Below are 21,285 nucleotides of genomic sequence, written 5' to 3'. Positions count from 1 at the left end.
GTATTAGTTGAAACCGCTGGTCGAGATGAAATCGACATCGGTCTTGGGTTCGGCGCGCATCAGCAGTTCGATGACCTGCTCCAGCGTACGCCCTTCGAACAGGATAGCGTGCAGCCCCGCCACCAGCGGCATGTAGACCTGGGCTTCCTGGGCCTTGACCTTGAGCACCTTGAGCGTGTTGACCCCTTCGGCCACCTCGCCCAGACGGGTGACGGCCTCATCCAGCGTCAGCCCCTGCCCCAACGCGAAACCGACCTGATAATTGCGGCTTTTGGGGGACGAACACGTCACGATCAGATCACCGACACCGGCCAGCCCCAGGAAGGTCATCGGGTTGGCACCCTGGCTGACCGCAAAGCGGGTCATTTCGGCCAGCGCGCGGGTGATCAACATGCTTTTGGTGTTCTCCCCCATGCCCAGCGCCACCGCCATGCCGGCGATGATCGCGTAGACGTTCTTCAGCGCGCCGCCCAGCTCCACGCCAAAACGGTCGGCGCTGGCGTAGACGCGGAAGGTGCGCCCATGCAACGCGGCCTGAACCGCCTGGCACAGCGCCTCGTCTTCACTGGCCACCACCGTGGCCGTCAGCGCATGTTCAGCGATCTCACGGGCCAGATTCGGCCCGGACAACACACCGATGCGGGCTTTGGGCGCGATGTCTTCCAGGATTTCGCTCATCAGTTTGAAGGTCTGGGCCTCGATACCCTTGGTCAGGCTGACCAGCATTTTGCCGGTCAACAGCTCGACATGGGGGATCAGCACCGTGCGCAGCGCGCTGGAGGGCAACGCAACGAACACCAGTTGACTCTGGCTCAATGCGCTTTGCAGGTCTGTCACCGGCTCCACGGCATCGAGCACCTTGATACCTTTGAGGTAACGCGGATTCTCGCGATTGACGCGAATCGCCTCGGCCTGCTCGGGGTCGCGCATCCACTGCAGGACCCGGTGGCCATTTTCGGCCAGCAAATTGGCCACGGCCGTGCCGAAGCTGCCACCACCCAGAACGGCGATCGGTTGCTGTTGGGTCATAAAACAATCCATCTAGGGCCATCGGAACTGGCGATGGCAGCATTATACGGAGCGCCGTGCTCGCCACCAGCGGCAAAACACGACAGCCAGATGCGAATGGCGGACACCCTACTCTTCACGAGGAAATTCCCTACGGCTCGGTTAAGATGCGCGCACTTTGTGAAAATTCCACCGCGCCGCTGATGAGCTATCGTTAGGGCGCTTTCAATGAACATTGCACTCACGACAGGCGGGAGTCCGGCCTTGACGGCACAACGCGGCTGGAACATCAGCACCCGCACGCAGATTCTCAGCCTCGGCCCGGCCCTGCTGCTGACCCTGTTACTGATCAGTTTTTTCACCGTAGTGCGCATTCAGGATCTGCGTCAGGAACTGACCCACACAGGCCAACTGATTGCCAACCAACTGGCCCCAGCGTCCGAATACGGCGTGATCGTGGGCAACGACGAAGTGCTCGAAAGCCTGATGAAGGCGACCATGAGCACGCCCCACGTCCGCTTCCTGGAAGTTCAGGACAGCGCGGGCAAAGTGCTCGTCCACGTCGAACAGACCACAGACAACGTCCGATCACACCAACTGGAAGTGTTTCAGGCCCCCATTCGCCTGCAACAGATCAAATCCGAAGGCAATCATTCCGACGACATCGACGATATCGCCAGCGTCCCAGTCGAAGACTATCTGGGCCGCGTGCTGGTAGGCATGTCCAGCGATGCCTTTAACCTCAGGGAACAGGAAATCCTGCTCAAGGCGGGCATTCTCGCGCTGTTCGCCCTGCTGTTTACGTACATTCTGGCGCGACGTCTGTCCCTGAGCCTGTCTCAACCCATCAGCGCCATGAGCGATGCCGTCAAAGCCATTCAGCATGGCGATTACACTGCGCCGCTGCCGGTGGCCGACGACGCCGAGCTCGGCGATCTGGCACGCCACATCAACAACCTGGCATTGGGCCTGGAGAAGGCCAGCCGCGAGCAGAAGAAAGCCATGGACGAGTTGATCAGGACCCGGGAGGAAGCCGAACGCGCCAATAGCGCGAAATCCGAGTTTCTGGCCATGATGAGTCACGAGTTGCGCACGCCGATGAATGGCGTGCTGGGCATGCTGCAATTGATGGAAACCACCAGGATGACCGAGGAACAGGCCGAGTATGCGGCACTGGCCACCGAATCCACCGAGCATCTGTTGCGCGTCATCAACGACATCCTCGATTTCTCCCGTTTCGAGCGCGATGCCCTGGAGCTGGAGAACATTTCGTTCAACCTCGCGGACCTGATCGCCACCTCCGTACAGGCGTTTGCTCACAACGCACAACAACGTGGCCTGGCACTGGAACTGGAACTGCCTCCCGGAATGGACCTGCTGCGGGTCAAGGGCGATCCGACCCGCATCCGTCAGATCCTCGTCAACCTGATCGGGAACGCCCTGAAATTCACCGAGTTCGGCAGCGTGCGGGTCGAGACTGGGTGGCAACAGACCGATGCCCAACACATCCTCTTCACCTGTGCAGTGCGTGACAGCGGTATCGGCATTTCGGCGCAATTGGTGGAGTCGATGTTCGACGCCTTTCAGCAGGCGGACAATTCCATTTCCCGACGCTACGGCGGCACCGGGCTGGGCCTGCCGATTGCACGCAATCTCGCTGAGCGCATGGGCGGTTCATTGCGCGCACAAAGCAGCGAAGGCATCGGCTCGGTATTCACGCTGCAAATCCCGTTGCAGCGCGTGGCTCAGGAAGACCCTTTACCCACGCCGGGCGCCGTGGGCGAAATGCCTCAGGAGCGCGACGGCTGCGTGCTGCTGGTCGAGGACAACCCCGTCAACCGCACCGTGGTCGAGGCCATGCTGCGCAGTCTGGGTTTACAGGTCAGCGCAGCGGGCGACGGTGCCGAAGCGGTGAGCATGGCCAGCAAGGAAAAATATGCACTGATCCTCATGGATTGCCGCTTGCCAGTCATGGACGGCTACGAAGCGACCCGCAGAATTCGCGAACTACCGGGGCTCGACACCCTGCCCATCATTGCGCTGACGGCGAACGCCCGGCACGGCGATCGCGATATTTGCTTACAGGCGGGCATGAACGACTACCTGGCCAAACCCTTCAAACGCACTGATTTACAGCAGGTTTTGCAGCGCTGGCTGACCATTAAAGCATCTGCGACTGGCGATAAATGATAAATTGCGGCAGTCTTGTGTGCCGTGATCGACCCGCGCACGCGCGCGAACGGACAATTTCAGTGTACAGGTGTACATTCATTTCACCTGTGCTGTGACTTTCACTACAACGCAATAGTCTATGAGTAGGCTGCCAGCGGCGGGACAACCCGCTGGCCAGATTGGGTGAAACAAATAGCCACACCCAGCCGCACAGGATTATCGAGGAGCTCGCATGACCAAACAAAACGCCTTTACCCGGGAAGACTTGCTGCGCTGCAGTCGCGGCGAGCTGTTCGGCCCAGGTAACGCGCAACTGCCCGCCCCCAACATGCTGATGATGGATCGCATCACCCACATCAGTCAGGAAGGCGGCAAGTTCGGCAAAGGTGAATTGGTCGCCGAACTGGACATCACTCCGGACCTGTGGTTCTTCGGCTGTCACTTCGAAGGCGACCCGGTCATGCCAGGCTGCCTGGGCCTCGACGCCATGTGGCAACTGGTCGGTTTCTTCCTGGGCTGGCAAGGCCTGCCGGGCCGCGGCCGTGCGCTGGGTTCGGGCGAAGTGAAATTCTTCGGCCAGGTCCTCCCGACCGCCCAGAAAGTCACCTACAACATTCACATCAAGCGCGTCCTCAAAGGCAAGCTGAACCTGGCGATCGCCGACGGTTCGGTCAGCGTGGACGGCCGTGAAATCTACACCGCCGAAGGCCTTCGCGTCGGCGTCTTCACCTCCACTGACGATTTCTAAGGGTATTCGCATGCGCCGCGTCGTTATCACCGGTCTGGGCATTGTTTCCTGCTTGGGCAATGACAAAGAGACCGTCTCCGAAAACCTGCGTAACAGCCGCCCTGGTATCCGCTTCAATCCGGAATACAAGGAAATGGGCCTGCGCAGCCAGGTATCCGGCTCCATTGATCTGAATCTGGAAGAACTGATCGACCGCAAGGTCTACCGCTTTGTCGGCCACGCCGCTGCTTACGCCTATCTGGCGATGCAGGACGCGGTCAAGGACTCCGGCCTGACCGAAGAGCAGGTGTCCAACCCACGCACCGGCCTGATCGCAGGCTCAGGTGGTGCTTCGACCCTGAACCAGATGGAAGCGCTGGATATCCTGCGTGAAAAAGGCGTCAAGCGCGTCGGTCCATACCGCGTGACCCGCACCATGAGCAGCACTGTTTCGGCATGCCTCGCAACGCCATTCAAGATCAAGGGCCTGAATTACTCCATCGCTTCTGCCTGCGCCACCAGTGCTCACTGCATCGGTACCGCCATGGAACAGATCCAGATGGGCAAGCAGGACATCGTCTTCGCCGGTGGCGGTGAAGAAGAGCACTGGAGCCAGTCGTTCCTGTTCGACGCCATGGGCGCCCTGTCCAGCAAGCGCAACGAAACCCCAGAGCAAGCTTCCCGTGCCTACGACGCTGACCGTGACGGTTTCGTCATCGCGGGCGGTGGCGGCATGGTCGTGGTCGAGGAGCTGGAACACGCTCTGGCCCGTGGCGCGAAGATCTACGCCGAGCTGGTCGGCTATGGCGCCACTTCCGACGGCTACGACATGGTCGCCCCAAGCGGCGAAGGTGCCATCCGCTGCATGCAGCAGGCGCTGTCCACCGTTGACGGCACCATCGACTACCTGAACACCCACGGCACCTCTACCCCGGTCGGCGACGTCGCTGAAATGAAAGGCGTGCGTGAAGTGTTCGGCGCCAACGCTCCGGCCATCAGCTCCACCAAGAGCCTGTCAGGTCACTCCCTAGGCGCCGCAGGCGTTCACGAAGCGATCTACTGCATGCTGATGATGGAAGGCAACTTCATGGCCGGTTCGGCGAACATCGACGAACTGGACCCAGAAGTAGCCGACTTGCCGATCCTGACCAAGACTCGCGAAAACGCCGAGATCAACCTGGTCATGAGCAACAGCTTCGGCTTCGGTGGCACCAACGCCACGCTGGTGATGAAGCGCTGGACCGGCAAGTGATTCAAGCCGTTTCCCGCACATGAAAAGGCGCCTTTCGGGGCGCCTTTTTCATGACAAGGATCTGTACTTGTGGGAGCCGGCTTGCTGGCGAAGGCGCAGTGCCAGCGAATACATAGGGCACTGACACTCTGCCTTCGCCAGCAAGCCAGCTCCCACAGAACGAGGTCATCCTCAGACCGCGAACTCTCCCACCATCCCGTTCAGGTCCGTCGCCAGACGCGACAAATCCTGGCTGGCCGCCGCCGTCTGATTGGCACCCGCCGAGCTTTGCAGCGCCAGATCACGAATATTGGTGATATTACGGTCCACTTCCCGCGCCACCTGCGCCTGTTGCTCGGAGGCGCTGGCGATCACGGTGTTGCGCTCCGTGATCTGGGAAATGGCCAGCGCAATCTCGTCCAGCGCCACACCGGCGGACTGCGCCAGCTCCAGGGTAGAGCGTGCGCGGTTGTTACTGCCTTGCATCGCGGCGACCGCCTGGTCGGTGCCCTGACGGATATCCCCCACCAACGCCTCGATCTCCTGGGTCGACGACTGCGTCCGATGGGCCAGCGCCCGGACCTCATCCGCCACCACCGCAAACCCACGACCGGCCTCTCCCGCCCTGGCCGCTTCAATGGCGGCGTTGAGCGCCAACAGGTTGGTCTGCTCGGCCACGGAACGAATCACGTCCAGCACCTTGCTGATGCCATACACCTTCTGCGCCAGCACCTCGACCTGATCACCGGTCTGGGTAACGTCCCGAGCCAGATGATTGATCGAAGCAACAGTCTCCTGCACTTGATGTCGCCCGCGTTGAGCAATGCGTTCGGACTCATCCGAGGCTTGCGAAGTCGCTACCGCATTGCGCGCCACTTCTTCCACGGCCACGGTCATCTGATTGACCGCCGTCGCCGCCTGATCGATTTCCAGGCTCTGCTGATGCAGGCCACGCGTGGAGTCTTCAGTGACAGTGCTCAGCTCTTCCGATGCCGACGCCAACTGGTTCGATGAATCGGAAATGCGCAGGATCGTGCGACGCAGGCTCAGTTGCATGGCTTTCAAAGCATCCAGCAGCCGCGCAGGCTCGTCGCGTCCTTGAACCTTGATCTCAGCGGTCAAATCTCCTGCCGCGATCACCTGCGCGATGCCCAATGCCTGCGCCAGCGGCTGAACGATACTGCGCGTCAGGCCCCAGGCCAGCACCAGCGTGATCAGCGCCGTGAGCACCATCATGGCGGCCACCCAACTTAGCGCACTGCCGAAGACCTGCTGTGCTGCGTCAGTGGCGTTACTGGCTCCTTGCTTGTTCAGCGCCGTCAGTTCATTGAGCGCCTGAGTCATCGTGTCGGCGTGCTGATTCATTTCACCATTGATGACTTGCACCGCGTCATCCAGACGGTTCTCTTTCGAAAAGTCCATGACCCGTGTCTGACGCTTAAAATAGGCCTGCTTGGCAGTCGCGAAACGCTCGTAAAGCTCACGCTCGCGAGACGCTTCAATCATCGAGACATAGCGCTGTTCCGCCGTTTGCAGTTTCACCTTGAGCTGCTCGATCTTGTTGTAGTTATCCTGCAAGGCCGCAGGATCACGTCCGACCATCAAACGCAGCGTCAGGGTGCGGATCCTCATCAGGTCCTGCCCCATAACGCCCAATTCCATGACACTGGGGAGCCATTTGCTCTCCACCAGATCCGACTGCTTGCGCATGCTGGACATCTGCAACAGCGCAAAAGCACCCAAACCGAAAACCAGCAGCGCCAGCACCCCAAAACCAAGCGCAGCCCGGGGCGCGATATTCATGTTTCTTACGGTCACAATGGGTCCCTCCCCAAAATCCTGCCTTCAAAGTGCGGCTGGTCAACGCCTCAGTATCGGCTGAACAGGCTAGATTCTGTAGGACAATTAAGTGATTTATTTGAGAGCGATTCGTAATAACCACCATTCGATTGGATATGTCAGCACAGACGATCCAGACGGTGAGATTTTGCCCTTGTATGCTGTTGCAAAGCCCCATGAGAACCCTGACATGTTGACGATCAAACCCCGTGCCGAAGACGTCGAAGGCCAGCCGATTCTGCGCCCCCTGCCCTCCGCTCAATGCCGCAACGTCGGACCTTTCGTGTTCTTCGATCACATGCTGGAAACCACTTACGCGCCTGACAGCGGAATGGACATTCGCCAGCACCCCCACATCGGCCTGTCGACCCTGACGTATCTGTTTGAAGGGGAGATTCAGCACAAGGACAGTCTGGGCAGCGATCAGCGCGTATTGCCCGGCGAAGTGAGCTGGATGACCGCAGGCAAGGCGATCGCCCACATCGAACGCACCCCGGAGGACTTGCACGAGAGCGGCTCACGGCTGCATGGCTTGCAGGTCTGGCTGGCCTCTCCCCAGGAGCATGAGCAAGGTGCCGGGCATTACAGCCATCACCCCGCCACGAGCCTGCCATTGAGCGACGCCATGGGCATCGCGATTCGTATGATCGCGGGGACCGGGTTTTGCCTGACCTCCCCGGTTCCGGTGCTCTCACCGACGCTGTATGCCGAACTCAAGATGCAAGCGGCGACAACGCTGTTGATCCCGGCGGAACATGAACAGCGAGCACTGTATGTGATTGAAGGCGGCATGGAACTGGACGGCGAGCCAGTGGAGCCTCGCAGTCTGCTGGTGCTGGATGCTGGCAGCGAGCCGACGCTGTGTGCCAACAGCGAATCCCACGCGGTCCTGATCGGCGGCGCACCGCTGGATGGTCCGAGAAGAATGAACTGGAATTTCGTCGCCAGCGATCCAGCGCTGATCGATCAGGCAAGGGCAAAGTGGGCGGCCGGGGACTGGCCGACGGTGCCGGGGGAAGTGGCGAGGATTGAGTTGCCAGCAGGCAGGAAGTAACACTCGAACGACGCGTCGAGCACAGAACCTGTGGGAGCGAATTCATTCGCGAAACAGTGGCACATCCAACACATCAGCGTCGGATGTACTGACCTCTCGCGAATGAATTCGCTCCCACAGGGTTTAGCGGGGTGCCAGCTAAATAGCGTTAGCCGGCGAACACTTCATCCAGCAGATTGTGCATGGCGGTGAACGCACGCTTGGAAACTGTCGGGTTGTACATCTGTACGCCCGGGTTATTGGCATGCGGATCGGTGAAGGAGTGGAACGCCCCGCCGTAGCTCAGCAGTTGCCAGTCCACATTGGCCGCATTCATTTCAGCTTCAAACGCAGGCAACTGCTCTTTCGGTACCAGCGGGTCAGACGCGCCGTGCAAGACCAGTACTTTGCCTTTGATGTTTTTGGCATCGGCCGGGTTGGTGGTGTCCAGCGTTCCATGGAACGACACTGCCGCTTTCAGTGGAGCGCCAGTACGCGCAAGCTCCAGCGCACAGCAACCGCCGAAGCAGAAACCGAACGCCGCCAGTGAGGCTTTGTCCACCGCCGCTAACGTTTGTGCGGTGAGTTGGTCCAACGCAGCCTGCATGCGTTTGTTCAGCAAACCACGATCATTCTTCAGCGGCATCATCGCGGCCAGCGCTTCGTCGGCATTGGTCGGACGCACGCCCTGGCCATACAGGTCAGCCAGCAATACCACGTAACCCTTGGCGGCCACCTGCATGGCAATCTGTTCAGCGTCTTCGCTGATGCCCATCCAGTTGGGCGCCATCACCAGACCCGGCACCGCTTTCGCGCCTTCGCTGAACACCAGACGACTCTCATAGCTTTGGCCGTCAATCTGATACACCACGGACTGCACAGTAACGTTGCTCATTGCCAACTCCTACGATTGAAAATATGAGGAAGTTCAAATGACAAAACCCGCCGAAGCGGGTTTTGACGTGTTGCGATGTTAAACCGAGAGTTCGACCAGTAACTTGTTCAAACGGCGCACATAAGCGGCCGGATCCTTCAAGCTGTCGCCCGCAGCCAGCGCTGCTTGGTCGAACAAAATGTGCGACAACTCGCCGAAGCGGTCTTCACTCTGCTCGTTGTCCAGTTTGCCGATCAGCGGGTGAGTGGGGTTGAATTCGAAGATTGGCTTGGAATCCGGAACCTTCTGCCCGCTGGCTTCCAGAATCTGACGCATTTGCAGACCCAGATCCTGCTCACCGATGGCCAGAATCGCAGGCGAGTCGGTCAGGCGATGGGAGACACGCACTTCACTGACTGCATCGCCCAGTGCGGCTTTCAGACGCTCGATCAACCCTTCCTTGTCCTTGGCGATTTCTTCCTGGGCCTTCTTGTCCTCTTCCGAGTCCAGCTTGCCCAAATCCAGATCGCCACGAGCCACGTCGACGAAACCCTTGCCGTCGAAGTCGCTCAAGTAGCTCATCAGCCACTCGTCGATGCGATCGGTCAGCAGCAGCACTTCGATGCCTTTCTTGCGGAAGACCTCCAGATGCGGGCTGTTCTTGACCTGTGCGTAGCTTTCGCCGGTCAGGTAGTAGATCTTGTCCTGACCTTCCTTGGCGCGGCCCAGGTAATCGGCCAATGCCACGCTTTGCTCGCCGCTCTCGTCAGAAGTGGACGCAAAACGCAGCAGGCTGGCGATTTTTTCCTTGTTGGCGAAGTCTTCAGCCGGGCCCTCTTTCATCACCTGGCCGAAGTTTTTCCAGAAGCCTTTGTATTCTTCCGGCTGGTTCTTCGCCAGCTTCTCCAGCATGTCCAGCACGCGCTTGGTCAGCGCCGACTTCATCGAGTCGATGATCGGGTCTTTCTGCAGAATTTCACGAGAGACGTTCAGCGACAGGTCGTTGGAGTCCACCACACCCTTGATGAAACGCAGGTACAGCGGCAGGAACGACTCGGCCTGATCCATGACGAACACGCGCTGCACGTACAGCTTCAAGCCGCGTGGCGCTTCGCGCTGGTACAGGTCGAACGGCGCACGGGCCGGGACGTACAGCAGCGAGTTGTACTCCAGCTTGCCTTCGACCTTGTTGTGGCTCCAGCTCAGCGGGTTCTCGAAATCATGGGCGATGTGCTTGTAGAACTCCTGATATTCCTCGTCCTTCACATCGGTACGAGAACGGGTCCACAGCGCGCTGGCGCGGTTGACGGTTTCCCACTCCTCCGCTGGCGCAGGCTCACCTTCCACGGCGATCTGCTCTTTTGGCAGTTCGATCGGCAAGGCGATGTGATCGGAGTATTTCTTGATGATGTTACGCAGACGGTAGCCATCAGCGAATTCGTCTTCACCGTTTTTCAGGTGCAACACGATACGGGTGCCGCGTTCGGCTTTCTCGACGGTCGCGACCTCGAAGTCGCCCTCGCCTTTCGACGACCAGTGCACGCCTTCGCTGGCGGGAGCACCGGCACGGCGGCTGTAGACATCAACCTTGTCCGCCACGATGAACGCCGAGTAGAAACCCACCCCGAACTGACCGATCAGGTGCGAATCTTTCTTTTGATCGCCAGTCAGGTTTTTCATGAAATCAGCGGTGCCGGATTTGGCGATGGTACCCAGATGGGTGATCACATCGTCGCGGTTCATGCCGATGCCGTTGTCTTCCAGGGTCACGGTTTTCGCGGCCTTGTCGAAGCTCACACGGATTTTCAGCTCGGCACCGCCTTCCAGCAGTTCAGGCTTGGACAGCGCCTCGAAGCGCAGCTTGTCCACCGCGTCGGACGCGTTGGAAATCAGCTCACGCAGGAAGATTTCCTTGTTCGAATACAGCGAATGGATCATGAGGTGCAGCAGTTGCTTCACCTCGGTCTGGAAGCCCAGGGTTTCCTTTTGAGTTTCCACACTCATGGTCATCAAACTCCAATCAGTCCACACGAATAGGGTTGCCGCCCAAAGGCCCGACAGCACAAGGCTGGACGGCGGGTTGTCATCAAAGTGGGGACGGGCGTGGGGATTTCAAGGGTGCGGATTTTCAATTCGCACAATCTTCATGAACAACTAACGCCTGTCTAACGGAGGTAGCGTCCGCTGAGCCAAGGGCAAAAACGATTAATCAGAACATTCGCACACTCCGGCGTAACACGTCTGAAACAGCGCACTATTTATTCCCACAAAAGAGGGAACCAAATTAATTAGCACGTGTTCGAAGGCACGTCGATGTTCAATAAGGAGAAACACCCCATGCGTAAGACTTTAGCCATTGCCCTCATGCTCTCTGCCACCCTGGGCCTCGCTGCCTGCGATAAAAAATCCGAGGATAAACAACAGGATGCCAACAAGGCTGCCCAACAGTCTCAAGAGTCGATGCAACAGGCTCAAGACAAAGTGAACGAAGCGGCCAAAGAAAGCCAGGAAGCTGCACAAAAGAATGCCGAAGCGGCTCAAGAGCGCGCGAAAGAGGCGAACGAGCAGGCACCCGCGACAACTAAGCCGTAAGTTCCAAAGATTCAAAAAAATAAAGCCCGCATTTAGCGGGCTTTATTTTTATGCAGCGTCATTGAACAGCAATCGGGTCAACCCCATGCGCGCCCTCTACGCGAGCGCTTCACTGCGCTTGCCCATCACGCGATCGACCACAAAGGCCCCGAACAGGGTGATCAGCGACGGGATCAACCAGGCGAGGCCCTGCTCACTGAGTGGCAGGTGTGCAGCGGCAGAAGGCAAATAATCGCCGAAACCGGCCCCCTTGATCGCATCGACCGTACCGAACAGCAATGACACCAGCATCACCGGAGCCACCACACGCCCTTGGGAACGCCAGAACTCCTTGCAGAAGCTCAGCGCGACCAGCGCAATGCACGGCGGGTAAATCGCCGTCAGCACCGGGATCGAGAACTGGATCAGTTTGGTCAGGCCGAGGTTGGACACCAGCAGCGAGAACGCCGCCAGCAGAATGACCAGCGTCTTGTAGAACAGCGGCAGCAAGCGGCTGAAATATTCGGCGCAGGCGCAGGTCAGACCCACTGCCGTGACCAGACAGGCCAGAGAAATCAACACGGCCAGGAAACCGCTGCCCAGCGAACCGAAGGTATTTTGCACATAGGCATGCAGCACTGCTGCGCCGTTGGTGGCTTCAGCCGCCACCGCATGGCTGCCCGAACCCAGACGGAACAGGCTGATGTACACCAGCGCCAGCCCCAGACCCGCAATCAGGCCTGCGATGATGGCGTAACGAGTGATCAAGCGTGGCGACTCGACGCCACGGGAACGAATGGCGTTGACGATGACGATGCCAAACACCAGCGCGCCCAGGGTATCCATGGTCAGATAGCCATTGATGAAGCCCTGAGAGAACGGTGCAGCGACATACGCCGGCTGTGCCGTACCCACGTCACCGACAGGCAGCGCGAAGGCGGCGATACCGAGCACCGCCAGAGCGATGATCTTGAGCGGCGCCAGGAAGCGTCCGACGGTGTCCAGCAAGCGTCCTGGATACAGCGAAATCCAGAACACCAGCAGGAAATAGACAAGACTGTAGAGAAACAGCGCCAGCGGGCTTTCGCCAGTCAGAGGCGCCAGACCCACTTCAAAGGAAACGGTGGCCGTGCGCGGCGTTGCGAACAGCGGCCCTACGGAGAGATAACAAACGGCAGCGAGCACAGTGCCTGCCACTTTACCGATCGGACTGCTCAGGGCGTCCATGGCACCGCCGACCTTGGCCAGCGCCACGACGGTCACCACGGGCAGACCTACCGCTGTGACAAGAAAGCCCAGCGCCGCCATCCACACATGAGGACCCGCCTGAAGACCCACGATAGGGGGGAAGATGATATTGCCAGCACCCACGAACAACGCGAACGTCATGAAGCCAAGTGCCAGGATGTCCTGGCCTTTCAACACTTTCATTAAAGAAACCACACTGCAGAATCGGAATTAAGAAGAGGATTTCCCAATGGGTGAAGGGAAATGCTGCCCATCCTTTTAGGACAGGCCCGTTGGGCACAGCAGCGCCTTTTGGGGGCTGACCGAGCAAAATGGCGGGTAGCCTACCCTATTTCACGCGCCATTACAGGGCAGACCGACCGATGCATGCACATCCGTGTCGCATTTCGGAAATATCCTACATATTGATTGATATCCGGACTGTAGGAGAGAGCTTGCTCGCGATAGCTGCGTGCCAGTCATGAAAATGAATCAGACACACAGCCATCGCGAGCAAGCTCACTCCTACAGGGTTTGGGTAAACATAAAAAATCTCCGGAAAACACAAAGGCCACCCGAAGGTGGCCTTTGTCGATCAGACAATGATCAGCAAGCGATGCTTACTTCTTCATTTCCCAACCGGTCAGCTCAGCCAAGGCTTTGCCGATGTCTGCAAGCGAACGGACAGTTTTCACGCCAGCGTCTTGCAGCGCAGCGAATTTCTCGTCTGCAGTGCCTTTGCCGCCGGAGATGATTGCACCTGCGTGGCCCATGCGCTTGCCCGGAGGAGCAGTCACACCAGCGATGTAGGAAACAACCGGCTTGGTCACGTTTGCCTTGATGTAGGCAGCCGCTTCTTCTTCAGCCGAACCCCCGATCTCACCGATCATGACGATCGCTTCGGTCTGTGGGTCGTTCTGGAACAGCTTCAGGATGTCGATGAAGTTCGAACCCGGAATCGGGTCACCACCGATACCAACACAGGTCGACTGACCGAAACCGGCGTCAGTGGTCTGCTTCACAGCTTCGTAAGTCAGGGTGCCGGAACGCGACACGATACCGACTTTACCTGGCAAGTGGATGTGACCTGGCATGATGCCGATCTTGCACTCGCCCGGAGTGATGACACCTGGGCAGTTAGGGCCGATCAGGGTAACACCCAGCTCGTCGCACTTGACCTTGGCATCCAGCATGTCCAGGGTAGGAATGCCTTCAGTGATGCAGACGATCAGCTTGATGCCGGCGAATGCAGCTTCCAGGATCGAGTCTTTGCAGAAAGGAGCTGGAACGTAGATGACCGATGCGTCAGCGCCGGTGGCTTTGACAGCTTCGGCAACGGTGTTGAACACCGGCAGGCCCAGGTGAGTGGTGCCGCCTTTGCCTGGAGTCACGCCGCCAACCATTTTGGTGCCGTAGGCAATGGCTTGTTCGGAGTGGAAAGTACCTTGCGAGCCGGTGAAGCCCTGGCAGATAACTTTGGTGTCTTTATTGATCAGGACGCTCATTATTTGCCCTCCGCAGCTTTGACGACTTGTTGAGCAGCGTCGGTCAGGCTGGTAGCTGCGATGATGTTCAAACCGCTTTCTGCCAGTACTTTTGCGCCCAGCTCAGCGTTGTTGCCTTCAAGGCGAACAACAACCGGGATTTTCACGCCGACTTCTTTCACGGCGCCGATGATGCCTTCGGCAATCATGTCGCAACGAACGATGCCGCCGAAGATGTTGACCAGTACTGCAGCGACATTGCTGTCGGACAGAATGATCTTGAACGCTTCGGTCACGCGCTCTTTGGTCGCGCCGCCGCCAACGTCCAGGAAGTTGGCTGGCTTGCCGCCGTGCAGGTTGACGATGTCCATGGTACCCATGGCCAGGCCAGCACCGTTGACCATGCAGCCAATGTTACCTTCCAGTGCCACGTAGTTCAGTTCGAACTTGGCAGCGTGGGCTTCACGTGGGTCATCTTGCGATGGGTCGTGGAAAGCCTTCAGCTTGGGCTGACGGTACATGGCGTTGGCGTCGATGTTGATCTTGGCGTCCAGGCAGTGCAGATCGCCGTCAGCCTTGATCACCAGCGGGTTCACTTCAAGCAGGGCCAGGTCGTGGTCCTGGAACAGCTTGGCCAGACCGGTGAAGATCTTGGCGAACTGAGCGACTTGCTTGCCTTCCAGACCCAGCTGGAATGCCAGATCGCGACCCTGGAATGGCTGAGCGCCAACCAGTGGGTCGATGGTGGCTTTGAGAATCTTCTCAGGCGTGTCGTGAGCGATTTTCTCGATGTCCACGCCACCTTCGGTGGAAGCCATGAACACGATACGACGGCTCGAACGATCGACTACAGCGCCCAGGTACAGCTCTTTGGCGATGTCAGTGCAGGATTCAACCAGGATCTTGGTGACCGGCTGACCGTTGGCATCAGTCTGGTAAGTGACCAGACGCTTGCCCAGCCACTGGGCAGCGAACGCAGCTGCGTCTTCTTTGCTCTTGACCAGCTTGACGCCGCCAGCCTTACCGCGACCACCTGCGTGAACCTGAGCTTTGACGACCCACTCGGTTCCGCCGATCTTGTCGCACGCTTCTGCTGCTGCTTCCGGGGTGTCTACTGCGAAGCCTTTGGATACTGGCAGGCCGTATTCAGCAAACAGCTGCTTACCCTGATACTCGTGAAGATTCATGCTTTTTACCGTCTTCGTTAGGTACTGCGCTTCGGTGCTGCTCGTCCAGGCGTGCCGCACCACCTGTGACCGCTTCTCCTGACGATTATCCGGCCATCACCGAAGTCATGACCTGACCCTTGTCAGGAGTTCGAGTCCAACGGACCTTCCGCGGCACGCCTTGCGAGCAAGGCCTGCGACGGGCGGTCCGCCGTGGTTTTTTCTTAGCGTTTCTTCTTGTTCTGAATGTGGATGGCGTGGCCATTCACAGCCAGCGCTGCTTCGTGCAGAGCTTCGGACAGGGTCGGGTGCGAGAAGACCATCATGCCGATGTCTTCAGCGCTGGTGCCGAATTCCATACCGATAGCGCCCTGCTGGACCAGTTCAGCAGCGCCTGGGCCAATCACGTGTACACCCAATACGCGGTCGGTCTTGGCGTCCGCGATGACCTTGACGAAACCGCCAGTGTCGTTGGCCGCCATTGCACGGCCGCTGGCCGCGAACGGGAACTGACCGACGTTGACTTCAACGCCTTCGGCTTTCAGGGTCTGCTCGGTTTTACCGACCCACGCGATTTCCGGGTGGGTATAGATAACCGAAGGGATCAGGTCGTAGTTCATCTGGGTCTTGTGACCCTTGATGCGCTCAACCACCATGATGCCCTCTTCCGACGCTTTATGCGCCAGCATCAGACCACGAACCACGTCACCGATCGCATAAACGCCAGGCACGCTGGTTTCGCACTGATCGTTGACGAAGATGAAGCCGCGCTCGTCGATGTCGACGCCGCTGTCGGCTGCCAGCAGATCGGTGGTAACCGGACGACGGCCTACCGCAACGATCAGGCGGTCGAACGTGATGTTCTGCTCACCGTCTTTGTCGGTGTAGTTGACGACCACTTCGTTGCCGTTGACTTTCGAACCGGTGACGCGAGCGCCCAGTTTGATGTCCAGACCCTGCTTGGTGAAGGTCTTCTGTGCTTCTTTGGACACGGCTTCGTCAGCGGCTGGCAGAAACTTCTCCAGTGCTTCCAGAACGGTGACCTTGGAGCCCAGACGGGACCATACCGAACCCAGCTCCAGACCGATCACGCCAGCACCGATCACGCCCAGACGCTCTGGTACTGCCTGGAATTCCAGGGCGCCAGTGGAGTCGACGATGACGTTCTGGTCGACCGGAGCCGGTGGAATGTCGATCGGACGGGAACCGGACGCCAGGATGATGTTGTCGGCTTCGATCACTTCAGTGGTGCCGTCAGGCTTGGTCAGCTCGACTTTCTTGCCGGCCAGCAGTTTGCCGTGACCTTGCAGAGAAGTGACGCCGTTGGCCTTGAACAGGCTGGCAACGCCGCCGGTCAGGCCTTTGACGATCTGCGACTTGCGACCGACCATGGCCGGTACGTCCATCTTCACGTCGCCCGAGATCGAGATGCCGTGAACGTTGAACTGGTTTTTCGCTTCATAGAACTTCCAGGAGCTGTCCAGCAGCGCCTTGGACGGAATACAACCTACGTTCAGGCAGGTACCGCCGAGGGCCAGCTTGCCCTCTTTATCCTGATACTTCTCGATGCAGGCAGTCTTGAGACCAAGTTGCGCAGCCTTGATGGCGGCAACATAACCGCCAGGGCCTGCGCCAATCACTACCACGTCGAATTTCTGGGACATAACAAAGTTCCTTGTTAGCTGCGAGCTTGAAGCTGCAAGCCACAAGCCGGACTGCGCTGATTTGCAGCACCGGCTTGCCACTTGTTCATAGGGGCGAAACTGTACACCTCAAACTGCACGCTGGTCTGCTTCCAAAGGAAGTTTTCAGCCTGCAGCATGGAGATGCCTCTTAGATGTCCAGCAACAGACGAGCCGGATCTTCCAGCAGGTTCTTGATGGTCACCAGGAAGGTCACAGCTTCTTTACCGTCGATCAAGCGGTGATCGTAGGACAGAGCCAGGTACATCATCGGACGGATCACAACCTGACCGTTGATCGCCATCGGGCGTTGAACGATGTTGTGCATGCCCAGAATGGCCGCTTGTGGCGGGTTCACGATCGGGGTCGACATCATCGAACCGAAAGTACCACCGTTGGTGATGGTGAAGGTACCGCCAGTCATCTCGTCGATGGACAGTTTGCCGTCACGGGCTTTCTTGCCGAAAGTGGCGATGCCGCCTTCGATTTCAGCCAGGCTCATCTGCTCGGCGTTACGCAGAACCGGAACCACCAGACCGCGGTCGCTGGAGACGGCAACGCCGACGTCTGCGTAGCCGTGGTAAACGATGTCGGAACCGTCGATCGACGCGTTGACTGCCGGGAAGCGCTTCAGCGCTTCGGTAGCCGCCTTGACGAAGAACGACATGAAGCCCAGACGCACACCGTTGTGGCTCTTCTCGAACAGGTCCTTGTACTTCGAACGCAGAGCCATGACTTCGGTCATGTCGACTTCGTTGAAAGTGGTCAGCATGGCCATGGTCGATTGAGCTTCAACCAGACGCTCGGCAACCTTGGCACGCAGACGGGTCATCGGCACGCGCTTCTCGGTGCGGTCGCCAGCGGCGAAAACAGGCGCAGCAGCAGCTGGAGCTGCGGCAGGCTTGGCAGCAGGTGCGGCGGCCGGAGCGGATTTCTTCGCTTCGATGGCAGCCACCACGTCTTCTTTGGTGACACGACCGTCTTTGCCGGTGCCTTTGATGCTGGACAGCGCGATGCCGTTTTCTTCAGCCAGCTTGCGGGCAGCCGGGGCGCCGATGGCGTCTTCGTCAGCAGCGGCAGCAGTAGCGGCTGGCGCGGCAGCAGGAGCAGCGGCCGGAGCAGCAGCGGCAGCCGGAGCAGCCGATGCAGTGGCGCCTGCGTCCAGGGTTGCGATCAGTTCGTTGGACAGGACAGTGTCGCCCTCGCCCTTGACGATGGAAGCCAGCACGCCGTCTGCTTCGGCCAGCACTTCGAGCACGACTTTGTCGGTTTCGATGTCGACCAGCAGTTCGTCACGCTTAACCGCTTCACCCGGCTGTTTGTGCCATTTGGAAATGGTGCCGTCGGCAACGGATTCCGGGAAAGAGGGGGCTTTGATCTCAATAGCCATTGTCTGTAATTCCTTAATTCGGTTTCTAGTGCGCGAAGGCGTTAAACAGTGAACGCGTCTTGCAGCAGTTTTTCCTGCTGTTCGGCGTGCATCGAAGCGTAGCCACAAGCAGGCGCAGCGGAAGCATCACGACCGGCATACTCAAGCACCAGATTGCGGTTGTGATTGCCGATGCTACGGCGCAAGTGATGCTGGCTGCTGTACCAGGCGCCCTGGTTCATCGGCTCTTCCTGACACCAGACCACATTGGTCAGGTTGGTGTAAGGCGCGATGGCCTCCATCAGGTCGTCTTCCGGGAACGGATAGAGCTGCTCGATACGCACGATGGCGATATCTTCGCGGCCTTCGGCACGGCGTTTTTCCAGCAGGTCGTAGTAGACCTTGCCACTGCACAGGACCAGGCGGGTCACTTTTGCCGGATCGAGGGTATCGATTTCCGGAATGACCGTCTGGAACGAGCCTTCGGCCAGATCTTCCAGGGTCGAGATCGCCAGTTTGTGACGCAGCAGGGATTTGGGCGACAGCACAACCAGCGGTTTGCGCAGCGGACGAATCACCTGACGACGCAGCAGGTGGTAGATCTGAGCCGGGGTAGTCGGCATGCACACCTGAATGTTGTGCTCGGCGCACAGTTGCAGGTAGCGCTCCAGACGTGCCGATGAGTGCTCCGGACCCTGACCTTCGTAGCCATGAGGCAACAGCATGGTCAGACCGCACAGACGGCCCCACTTGTGCTCGCCGCTGGTGATGAACTGGTCGATCACGACCTGTGCACCGTTGGCGAAGTCACCGAATTGAGCTTCCCAGATCACCAGCGCGTTTGGCGTGGTGGTCGAGTAGCCGTATTCGAATGCCAGCACGGCCTCTTCCGACAGGAAGGAGTCGTACAGTTCGAATTTGGGCTGACCGGCGAACAGGTTCTGCAGCGGCAGGTAGACGCTGGCGTCCTTCTGATTGTGCAGCGCAGCATGACGGTGCGAGAAGGTGCCACGACCTACGTCCTGGCCGGTGATGCGCACAGGATGGCCTTCGAACAGCAACGTGGCGTAGGCCATCGTTTCTGCGTAGCCCCAGTTGATCGGCAAGCCACCGGCCTGCATCTTCTGGCGGTCTTCGTAGATCTTCTGAACCTGACGCTGAACCACGAAGCCTTCCGGCAGCTCCATCTGCTTGGCAGACAGCTCTTGCAGGGTCTTGAGGTCGAAACGGGTGTCGTGACGCGCGGTCCAGGCGTGGCCCAGGTACGGACGCCAATCGACGAACAGTTCCTTGTTAGGCTCTTTGACCAGGCTCTTGACCACGTGCATGCCGTTGTCCAGTGCACTGCGGTACTCATCGACCTTGGCCTGAGCGCCTTCAGCGTTCAGCACACCGGCGGTGGCCAGTGCATCGGCGTACAGCTCACGGGTGGTGCGCTGCTTGGCGATCTGCTGATACATCAGAGGCTGAGTACCGCTTGGTTCGTCGGCCTCGTTGTGGCCGCGACGACGGTAGCAGACCAGGTCGATGACCACGTCACGCTTGAACTGCATGCGGTAGTCAATCGCCAGTTGGCTGACGAACAGCACCGCTTCCGGGTCATCGCCGTTCACGTGCAGGATCGGGGCCTGAATCATCTTGGCAACGTCGGTCGCGTACTCGGTGGAGCGCGAGTCCAGAGGATTGCTGATAGTAAAGCCGACCTGATTGTTCACCACGATGTGGATGGTACCGCCGGTCTTGAAACCGCGGGTCTGCGACATCTGGAAGGTTTCCAGAACCACGCCCTGACCTGCGAACGCAGCGTCACCGTGGATGGAAATCGGCAGCACTTTCTCGCCAGTGGTGTCGTTACGACGGTCCTGACGAGCGCGCACCGACCCCTCGACCACAGGAGAAACGATCTCCAAATGGGACGGGTTGAATGCCATCGCCAAGTGAACTTCGCCACCGGTGGTCATGACGTTGGACGAGAAACCCTGGTGGTATTTCACGTCACCGGAGCCCAGCTCGACCTTCTTCTTGCCTTCGAACTCGTCGAACAACTCGCGCGGGTTCTTGCCAAAGGTGTTGACCAGCACGTTCAGACGACCACGGTGGGCCATGCCGATGACGATTTCCTTGGTGCCGTAGGAACCGGAACGCTGGATCAACTCGTCCAGCATCGGGATCAGGCTTTCGCCACCTTCCAGACCGAAACGCTTGGTGCCCGGGTATTTGGTGCCCAAGTACTTTTCCAGGCCCTCAGCCGCGGTGACGCGCTCGAGCAGATGGCTCTGAATGTCGGCGGAGTAAGCTGGACGGCCACGCACGCTTTCGAGGCGCTGCATGAACCAGTTGCGCTGGTTGGAATCGACGATGTGCGTGAACTCGGCGCCGATGGTGCGGCAATATGTCTTCTGCAAAGCGTCGACGATTTCGCGTAGGCTCGCTTCCTCCTTGCCGATGAACAGGTCTCCGGCACGGAAGGTGGTATCGAGGTCAGCGTTGGTCAGACCGTAGTGGTCGATCGACAGGTCAGCTGGCGCAGTACGCTTCCACAAACCCAGCGGATCGAGCTGCGCACCCTGATGGCCGCGCATACGGTATGCCTGGATCAGTCGCAGCACTTCGACTTGCTTCTTCTCGTGTTCACTGCTCACGCTACCGGCAGAGACCGGCTGTGCGCGACGCTGGTTCTTGCCCAGCAACACGAAATGATCGCGAACCGTAGAGTGCGATACATCGGTGACAGTGCTGCCATCTGCCGGCAGCGTCTGGAAGTAGGTGCGCCATTCTTCTGGCACAGCGTTAGGGTCGTGCAGGTAGAGCTCATAAAGCTCTTCCACATAGGCAGCGTTACCACCTGAAAGGTGGGCGCTGTTCCACATGCGCTGCATCACGCTTTCTTGCATGCTTGGTC

At 58.8% G+C, this 21,285-nt stretch carries 15 protein-coding genes; 5 read left to right on the top strand and 10 right to left on the bottom strand.

Going from position 1 to position 21,285, the window contains the following annotated elements; all coding sequences use genetic code 11:
* Window positions 1-3: 3 nt before the first annotated feature.
* Complete coding sequence (locus ACI5GA_RS26200) at window positions 4-1,029, bottom strand: NAD(P)H-dependent glycerol-3-phosphate dehydrogenase (RefSeq protein ID WP_421424880.1); 1,026 nt, start codon at window positions 1,027-1,029, stop codon at window positions 4-6.
* A gap of 243 nt (window positions 1,030-1,272) precedes the next feature.
* Between ACI5GA_RS26200 and ACI5GA_RS26195 the strand changes: the two genes are divergently transcribed.
* From ACI5GA_RS26195 to fabB, 3 genes are all read left to right on the top strand, one after another.
* Window positions 1,273-3,198 carry a response regulator gene (locus ACI5GA_RS26195; RefSeq protein WP_404640379.1) on the top strand — a complete coding sequence of 642 codons (1,926 nt, stop codon included), beginning with the start codon at window positions 1,273-1,275 and terminating at the stop codon, window positions 3,196-3,198.
* A 214-nt stretch (window positions 3,199-3,412) separates the two neighbouring features.
* Window positions 3,413-3,928, top strand: coding sequence for a 3-hydroxyacyl-[acyl-carrier-protein] dehydratase FabA (gene fabA, locus ACI5GA_RS26190; RefSeq protein WP_421424878.1), 516 nt, complete (start codon window positions 3,413-3,415; stop codon window positions 3,926-3,928).
* Between the two features lie 10 nt (window positions 3,929-3,938).
* Window positions 3,939-5,159, top strand: a complete 1,221-nt coding sequence (fabB, locus tag ACI5GA_RS26185; RefSeq protein ID WP_404640361.1) for a beta-ketoacyl-ACP synthase I — start codon at window positions 3,939-3,941, stop codon at window positions 5,157-5,159.
* Between the two features lie 171 nt (window positions 5,160-5,330).
* On the opposite strand, the gene ACI5GA_RS26180 is transcribed toward fabB, so the two are convergent.
* The gene (locus ACI5GA_RS26180; RefSeq protein ID WP_421424876.1) at window positions 5,331-6,956 is read right to left on the bottom strand and encodes a methyl-accepting chemotaxis protein; all 1,626 of its coding nucleotides are present in this window, start codon (window positions 6,954-6,956) and stop codon (window positions 5,331-5,333) included.
* A 211-nt stretch (window positions 6,957-7,167) separates the two neighbouring features.
* Here ACI5GA_RS26180 and ACI5GA_RS26175 point away from each other — a divergent pair, with 211 nt between their 5' ends.
* Window positions 7,168-8,031 carry a pirin family protein gene (locus tag ACI5GA_RS26175; RefSeq protein ID WP_421424875.1) on the top strand — a complete coding sequence of 288 codons (864 nt, stop codon included), beginning with the start codon at window positions 7,168-7,170 and terminating at the stop codon, window positions 8,029-8,031.
* Window positions 8,032-8,179: 148 nt separating this feature from the next.
* Here the strand turns inward: ACI5GA_RS26175 and ACI5GA_RS26170 are convergent, their stop codons facing one another.
* Both ACI5GA_RS26170 and htpG read right to left on the bottom strand, forming a co-directional pair.
* Window positions 8,180-8,905 carry a dienelactone hydrolase family protein gene (locus ACI5GA_RS26170; protein WP_421424873.1) on the bottom strand — a complete coding sequence of 242 codons (726 nt, stop codon included), beginning with the start codon at window positions 8,903-8,905 and terminating at the stop codon, window positions 8,180-8,182.
* A gap of 78 nt (window positions 8,906-8,983) precedes the next feature.
* Window positions 8,984-10,888 (bottom strand): molecular chaperone HtpG, encoded by a 1,905-nt coding sequence (htpG, locus tag ACI5GA_RS26165; protein ID WP_421424871.1) that lies wholly within the window; start codon window positions 10,886-10,888, stop codon window positions 8,984-8,986.
* Between the two features lie 333 nt (window positions 10,889-11,221).
* On the opposite strand from htpG, the gene ACI5GA_RS26160 reads away from it, so the two are divergent.
* Window positions 11,222-11,476: a hypothetical protein gene (locus tag ACI5GA_RS26160; RefSeq protein ID WP_404640371.1), complete on the top strand. Its 255-nt coding sequence runs from the start codon at window positions 11,222-11,224 to the stop codon at window positions 11,474-11,476.
* A 96-nt stretch (window positions 11,477-11,572) separates the two neighbouring features.
* On the opposite strand, the gene brnQ is transcribed toward ACI5GA_RS26160, so the two are convergent.
* The 6 genes from brnQ to ACI5GA_RS26130 form a co-directional block, all read right to left on the bottom strand.
* Window positions 11,573-12,886, bottom strand: coding sequence for a branched-chain amino acid transport system II carrier protein (gene brnQ, locus ACI5GA_RS26155; protein WP_421424870.1), 1,314 nt, complete (start codon window positions 12,884-12,886; stop codon window positions 11,573-11,575).
* Window positions 12,887-13,302: 416 nt separating this feature from the next.
* Entirely contained in the window at window positions 13,303-14,187 is an 885-nt protein-coding gene (sucD, locus tag ACI5GA_RS26150) for a succinate--CoA ligase subunit alpha (protein WP_421424867.1), read from the bottom strand.
* Complete coding sequence (gene sucC / locus ACI5GA_RS26145) at window positions 14,187-15,353, bottom strand: ADP-forming succinate--CoA ligase subunit beta (protein WP_108238734.1); 1,167 nt, start codon at window positions 15,351-15,353, stop codon at window positions 14,187-14,189. The genes sucD and sucC overlap by 1 nt, the downstream gene beginning before the upstream one ends.
* Before the next feature lie 203 nt (window positions 15,354-15,556).
* Entirely contained in the window at window positions 15,557-16,996 is a 1,440-nt protein-coding gene (lpdA, locus tag ACI5GA_RS26140) for a dihydrolipoyl dehydrogenase (protein ID WP_404633538.1), read from the bottom strand.
* Window positions 16,997-17,165: 169 nt separating this feature from the next.
* Complete coding sequence (odhB, locus tag ACI5GA_RS26135) at window positions 17,166-18,404, bottom strand: 2-oxoglutarate dehydrogenase complex dihydrolipoyllysine-residue succinyltransferase (RefSeq protein WP_404633536.1); 1,239 nt, start codon at window positions 18,402-18,404, stop codon at window positions 17,166-17,168.
* 41 nt (window positions 18,405-18,445) lie between these two features.
* A complete protein-coding gene (locus tag ACI5GA_RS26130; RefSeq protein WP_404633534.1) occupies window positions 18,446-21,277 on the bottom strand; it encodes a 2-oxoglutarate dehydrogenase E1 component in 2,832 nt (943 codons plus the stop codon).
* Window positions 21,278-21,285 lie beyond the last annotated feature (8 nt).

The organism is Pseudomonas sp. Pseu.R1 (assembly GCF_045764065.1).
Taxonomy (GTDB): Bacteria; Pseudomonadota; Gammaproteobacteria; order Pseudomonadales; family Pseudomonadaceae; genus Aquipseudomonas.
The sequence above is the reverse complement of the archived record's forward strand: the minus strand, read 5'-3'. Positions and strand labels throughout refer to the sequence as shown.